Source organism: Sphingomonas glacialis, assembly GCF_014653575.1.
Classification (GTDB): domain Bacteria; phylum Pseudomonadota; class Alphaproteobacteria; order Sphingomonadales; family Sphingomonadaceae; genus Sphingomonas; species Sphingomonas glacialis.
The window spans coordinates 856,772-863,377 of the sequence record NZ_BNAQ01000002.1; the positions used below are offsets into that span (position 1 = coordinate 856,772).

General features: G+C 56.4%; 4 protein-coding genes and 1 pseudogene. 1 reads left to right on the forward strand and 4 read right to left on the reverse strand.

The annotated features are described in order from the left end of the window. Positions 1 to 446: 446 nt before the first annotated feature. The 3 genes from IE187_RS10670 to IE187_RS10680 are packed head-to-tail and all read right to left on the reverse strand — an operon-like array spanning position 447 to position 5,828. The gene (locus IE187_RS10670) at positions 447 to 2,723 is read right to left on the reverse strand and encodes a glycosyltransferase (RefSeq protein ID WP_189676204.1); all 2,277 of its coding nucleotides are present in this window, start codon (positions 2,721 to 2,723) and stop codon (positions 447 to 449) included. Next, a complete protein-coding gene (locus tag IE187_RS10675) occupies positions 2,680 to 5,424 on the reverse strand; it encodes a hypothetical protein (RefSeq protein WP_189676205.1) in 2,745 nt (914 codons plus the stop codon). Before IE187_RS10675 ends, IE187_RS10670 begins: the two co-directional genes overlap by 44 nt. Beyond that, complete coding sequence (locus IE187_RS10680; protein WP_189676206.1) at positions 5,421 to 5,828, reverse strand: hypothetical protein; 408 nt, start codon at positions 5,826 to 5,828, stop codon at positions 5,421 to 5,423. The genes IE187_RS10675 and IE187_RS10680 overlap by 4 nt, the downstream gene beginning before the upstream one ends. Before the next feature lie 301 nt (positions 5,829 to 6,129). On the opposite strand from IE187_RS10680, the pseudogene IE187_RS10685 reads away from it, so the two are divergent. Further along, a pseudogene (locus IE187_RS10685) lies at positions 6,130 to 6,257 on the forward strand (transposase); the annotation flags it as partial. 2 nt (positions 6,258 to 6,259) lie between these two features. Here the strand turns inward: IE187_RS10685 and IE187_RS10690 are convergent. Further along, the coding region (locus IE187_RS10690) for an IS3 family transposase (protein ID WP_229839353.1) at positions 6,260 to 6,606 on the reverse strand (347 nt) is incomplete at its 5' end.

Here is a 6,606-nt window from a genome sequence, read left to right on the forward strand (position 1 = left end):
CCTTTGATCGACCGCCGGGTCACGGTTCACGTCCGACCCGCGACCGCATTATGGCATGTGGATAGCGGTTATCGATCTATTTCGACGCTCGATTGCGAAAAAAGAGTGAAGAAGGATCGAAATGCTTGGAGACTGTCATCTCCATCAGATCGGCGAGCTGAGCCACAATAGGATCGACGGTTCGGCAAACAGCCAGTTCACGAACGGCCCGAAGTCGCAGCCCCCCCCCCCCCCCGTCAGCACCAGCAATAACGGACAGCTAACCTAGGTTCGCCCCGAGGTCGTGAAAATCGCACCCACTTTATAAACAGCGCGTGGCGAAGTTCGTATCAATCGGTTCCTACTGTCCGGCCTTGAGAATTTCAGGGCTGATCAACTGAGCGTTTTCGCATCCGCGGAAATCCTGAGCGAAGCCAATCCATCGAGCGCTATTGTTCGAGACGGCATCAACTAGCTATGACTTTGTCGCTCGGCCCGAAATGGGTGTCTATCATGTTCGTCAGATCGGAAACTAACGACTGCACCGTAAAGCGACGCTCATAGTCTGCGCGAGCGGCAATGCCCATCTTCCGCCGCCGCTTTGGGTCCGAAAGCAGGTTGGTTAGCGCCGCCTGCAACCCCGCGACATCGCCGGGGGCTATGAGCAGGCCTGTTTCACCGTCGGTCACAACCTCTGGTCCGCCGCCGGCATCGCAACCGATGACTGGTTTGCCGAACATCAGCGCCTCAAGGAAGACCAGGCCGAACGACTCGTAGCGCGAGGGCGCAACGAAGATATCGCAGTCGCGGTAAAACTTACGCAATTGCTGCTCGTCCGCGCGCCCGTGGAAGACGATCCGCGACCGAACCGCTGTCGGCATATCCTGTTTGAGAAATTCCACCTTGTACGTCGTGCCGTCGGCTTTTGGAATCGTATCGTCGCCGACTATGTCCAAAATGGCGGTTGGGAACTGCGCGAGGACCTCGGGTATCGCATCTAGCAGGACATCAATGCCCTTACGCGATTCGAGGCGTCCCACAAATAGTAGACGCGTCTTGCGCGACCGCGCAACAGGGGGCGGCATGCCCGCAGACCAATCTTCGAGACAAAGCGGTGCATAATGAACCTTAGAATCCGGTAAGGTCGCCTTGTACTGCGCTCGAATATCTCTGGCGATGGCGCGGCTGATCGAATGTAACAAGGGTGCGCGTTCGAGGATATATTCTTCGATCGCAACGATGGGATGGCCGTACATTGCCATCCAATCCCGGTCGGCAGCCTTGAGAGGCTGGCTCTCCAACCAGAATTTCATCGTCGTCTGAAGCGCGACGATCAGCGGAAAGCTCCCGTCGACGACGAAGCCTAGCGGCTCGCAATCCCATAATGGACAATAGACCAGATCGACCGTCCTTCGTGCGTCGATCGCCCGGACTTCCTCGAGCATCGTCTGGGTATAACTCCAGATATGGCCGGGAACGTCGAGCGGTGCGATCGGCGAAATGTCCGGGAGGGGGTGATGCCGAATATCAACCCTGTGGACCCAGACGCCTTCTTCATAGTCTACCGAAGCGGAACCCTGCGATTTGGTCAGCACATGGACATGATGTCCGTCCGACGCCATCGTTTTGGCGAATTGCGCTAAATAGCGCGCGATCCCGCCGTTCTGGCCGGGGGGATAATCCTGCGTGACGAAGCAGATCGTCCGGCGGGACGCTTGATGAGCCAGCAGCGGATACGCCGAGAACGGCGTTCGATGACGAAGCACAAGCTCATCGACAAGGCGTTTCGGCGGCTCACATCCGCGCGCATGGCCGTCGACGATAGCCGCCTGCGCCTCCGCTCGAAAGCGGCGAACATCATCGTTCGAGTAGAGCGAATGACGCTGCCCGTCCGCGATGCCGACCTCCCACGTCCTAGTATCCGCCGCGCCCGCAGCTAGCACTTCCTTAACGCTGTGATGGGCGAGCCCGTTGCGCATTCCGAAGTAAACGCGGTTCTTGATGAGGGGGTACCAACTGCGCACGATTTTGCGTTCATCGCGCATGTGGCTGGGGGCAAATTTATGATGCACGAAAGCGTCAGGGCGCTGAATGATGCGATAACCAGCGTCAATAACGCGGTAGCAAACGTCAGTTTCGTCGAGAAAATACTCATATTCCTCATCGAACCCGCCGATCTCGTGCAGCACTGACAGGCGAAATGAGCAGTTGGTTCCCAGCAAATGGGGTATGTCCGCGGCGAACGGAAAGTTGAGGTGCGGGGATGGTGTATTAGCATCGCTCGGATATCCCAGCCTGTTGACCGTCACGTATCGCGCCTGAAACCGCACACCCGTGTTATCGTAGACGAAGCCGCCAACCCCGCCAACCGACTCGTCATCGTAAGACCTTGCCAAGTCATTCAACCACTCAGCCTCAGGGACGGCGTCATCATCGATGAACGCGACGACGTCACCGTCGGCCATGGCGATCCCAATGTTGCGCGATTGAGACAGATTACGCTGCTCGCAGAAGCCCAGCTTTATGGCATTGCCAAGCGTCGTGAGATAGTCACGCGTTCCGTCAGGCGTCGGCCCAGCAACGACACAGACCTCGAAATTCGAATACTCCAGATACCGCAAACCCGATAACGTCCGCTTCAAATATTCGAGACGATTATCGGTGTTGATTACAACGGAAAATCGTGGCGGCATCACCTGATCACGCCTTTCGAGCAGTGATTTTGAACTCGAAACACTTTCCATTCCGCTTCCCAACATAATCTTCTGAAATATCGTTGAATCCCGCACGTTGTAGCGTCTCGAAAAAACTCTTCGGCGTGATCAGATTGAAATGAAAATCACCATCATAATCTTGGCCACCGAAAAGCACTTCTCTGAAGTCTTCGAACTCCATCTCGCCATCGTTCAAGGCCCTTACCATTGCCTCGCCATCGGGAGCGATGGTTGTCAGCACACCGCCTGGCTGCAGCAACGCTGCCCAATGCGGGAGGACAACACGTTCCAAAATGTGCGACGAGAAATGCTCGACGAGATGCGATGAGCGAATTTCTGCAAGTTCGCATTCGTCAAAAGGAATAGCGGTCGCGTCGGCCACAATATCAATGCCCGGAAGTGCTCGACCATCGACGTTGAGGTAATCATCCAGTTGAAGATGCCCCGCGCCGAGATTAAGCCGCAAGCCGGTGCTCCGCATGGACTCGACTTTCGCCGAGTTTATGACCCTCGCGACCGTGCGGGTTGGTGACGCCTGGCCCGACGACCGATAGAGGGAGGCCTGCATTTCGTACATCGTTTCACTGCGAACGAAATCAATGCGATGCTCGGCATTACGTAATTGGGTATTATAATCGCTCACGATACGGGCCAATTCGCCCTCAATAGACTGGAAGCGAGAGAGGAATTCGTCTCGCTCTTGATGATCATCATTTGAGGCGAGCGCGCTACTAACATCGCGTTCTACAGCTTCGAGCCGAACGAGGTCCGCTTCGCGTACGTCTGACACCCTTTTCTGAAGATCGGCCAGCATTGCCTTCAAAGGCTGCAAGCGGGCAGTGACGATTTCCGGAACCATATTGAGCCGGTTCGCCGTGAGGTCGTGAGCAATCTCGAGCCTTTGTGCGTTTTCCTGCTGGGCAGACCTCAACTCATCATCAATATCATTCAACTCGGCCTGAAGCGCACTCACCTGTTTAGACGCGGTAACTACAACCCGCCCGACTGCCCCAAGACTTTGACTAAGCGCGCCCAAGCCTTGGTCTGCATAGCACTTAGCCTCATCGCCGGCTATTTGGGCGCGCACCTCAACCAACTTGCGCAACCCCCCAGTTTCGTCCGCGTATGCTCTTTTCGCCTCCTCCAATCCTATCATCGCACGCTCCTCTATAAGACGGACAAGGTCGTGGTGCTGAGCACCAAGCGCTTGGTGCAGTTGGTCAAGCCTTGCTTCCAAAGGTTGGTTTTCGTGACACTTGGCTTCATCTTCGGCGATTTGGGCGCGCGCCTCCACCAATTTGCGCAATTCCCCTGTTTCGTCTGCGTATGTCCTTTTCGCCTCTTCCAGCCCGAACATCGCACGCACCTCGATAAGGCGGACGATGTCATTGTGCTGGACACCTAGCGTTTTACACAGTTGGTGAAGCCGAGCCTCCAAACGTTGATCTGCATAGCACTTAGCCGCATCCTCCGCAATTTGGGCGCGCGCTTCCACCAACTTGCACAAGCCCCCTGTTTCGTCCGCGTACGCTCTTTTCGCCTCTTCCAGCCCGATCATCGAACGCACCTCAATAAGGCGGAAGATGTCGTTGTGTTGTGCACCTAGCGTTTGACGCAGTTGGTCAAGCCGCGCCTCCATCTGTTGGTCTGCGTAGCACTTGGCCTCATCCTCGGCGATTTGGGCGCGCACTTCCACCAACCTGCGCAATCCTCCTGTTTCGTCCGCGTACGCTCTTTTCGCCTCCTCCAATCCTATCATCGCACGCTCCTCTATAAGACGAACGGCGTCTTGCTGTTGGGCATCCAGCGCTCGATGCAGCTGGTCGAGCCGCGCCTCCACCCGCCGGTCTGCATAGCACTTGGCCTCATCCTCGGCGATTTTAGCGCGCACCTCGACCAACCTGCGCAACCCCCTGGTTTCGTCTGCGTACGTCCGATTCGCCTCCTCCAATCCGATCATCGCACGCTCCTCGATAAGACGAACGATGTCGTCGTGCTGAGCACCTAGCGTTTGACGCAGTTGGTCGAGCCGTGCTTCCACCCGTTGGTCTGCGTAGCCCTTGGCCTGATCCTCGGCGATTTGAGCGCGCACCTCCACGAACTTGCGCAGCCCCCCGGTTTCGTCCGCGTGCGCCCTTTTCGCCTCCTCCAATCCGATCATCGCACGCTCCTCGATAAGACGAACGATGTCGTCGTGCTGAGCACCTAGCGTTTGACGCAGTTGGTCAAGCCGCACCTCCATCTGTTGGTCTGCGTAGCCCTTGGCCTCATCCTCGGCGATTTGGGCGCGCACCTCCACAAACTTGCGAAGCCCCCCGGTTTCGTCAGCGCACGCCCTTTTCGCCTCTTCCAATCCGATCATCGCACGCTCCTCGATCAGACGAACGGTGCCGTTGTGCTGAGCGCCTAACGTTTGACGCAATTGGTCGAGCCGCGCTTCTAACTGTTGTTCTGCGTAGCTCTTTGCCTCATCCTCGGCGATTTGGGCGCGCACCTCAACCAACCTGCGCAACACGCCGGATTCCTCCGCATCCGCCCTTTTCGCCTCCTCCAGCCCGATCATCGCACGCACCTCGATGAGGCGAACGATTTCGTTGTGCTGGAAGCCTATCGCTTGCCGCAGTTCGTCAAGCCGTGCCTCCACCCGTTGGTCAATCTTGCGCTTGATCCATTCTGCGTTCAGCGATCGACGCCAAAAAGACAAAACGCGCTCACGGGCACCCTCAATCATACACCGCCCCAGGATCGCTGAGGCGTCTTTATGATGACCAGTGACTGGATCTCGATCGAAACGCCTTCATCAACATACACGCGCAATTCAATCCCGTCCGTGGGCTCAAGAAGCTCGAAGTTGACATAAACCAAGCTGGGCACGTCGTCGAACAAATCACCATGCGGAATGGATTTTTGTGCGAATTCTTCTGCGCCGCCAACGACATCGACAACAAAGGACTGGTCGACTACAGCTCCCGTGCGTCGCATGTAAAAACCGCCTATGTACAAGCCAGGCTCGCCGTAAAAATAAGGCCCGTAGCTGATATAGCCGCTACGGTTATCGCTCAAGCGAGTGCCATTTGGCCCATCCTTGCCAACCTGTCCCGGAAGGCTTGCTGCATCAAAACGCGCGTAATTCACAAGAATTTTCCCCCTGGTAGATATATCGTTAGGATTCTTCAATAAACGATTATTTTGTTATTTTGCAATTAAATCCTGCTTCTGGGTGTACTAACCCGGTCGCGGCGCCGAAAAACCGTGCGGATTCATCGTTTGCTGCGTCGCGAGCCCATACATAAAGCGGAATGAAGTTCAAGATGTAAGGCGTTCGGTCAACCCCGATTAAGCGCTTAACCGCTCTTGTTTGACGTCCCCCCTGCTTTTCCCTCCAGTTTGAGTGAGTTTTCCGGCCCTTTAGAGCCTACGGGCGAGGAGCTGGGACATGAAGAAGTCGAAGTATACAGCGAGCAGATCGCGTTTGCGTCGAAGCAGGCGGAGACGGGCACACCGGTGGAGGAGGTAATCCGCCGGATGGGGATCTCTGAGCTGCTGCCGGTCTCATGGACACGAGGTTAGGCTACATAAGCCTGCTTCTCGAAGTCCATGGGGCTGAGATACCCCAAGGTCGAGTGCCTGCGCGTGGGATTGTAGAAGCGCTCGATGTAGTCGAACACGTCCTGCCTCGCCTGATTGCGCGTACGGTAGGTTTTGCGCGCGATCCGTTCGGTCTTCAGCGAGGAGAAGAAGCTCTCCATCGCAGCATTGTCCCAGACGTTCCCGGACCGGCTCATCGAGCATGTTACCCCGTTGGCGGCCATCAGTCGCCAAAACTGCTCGCTGGTGTATTGGGCGGATTCAACCGGTCGTCGCAACGCGCTGTTTTTCGATCTCCGCAAGGCATTGGTCAAGCGCCTCGGCC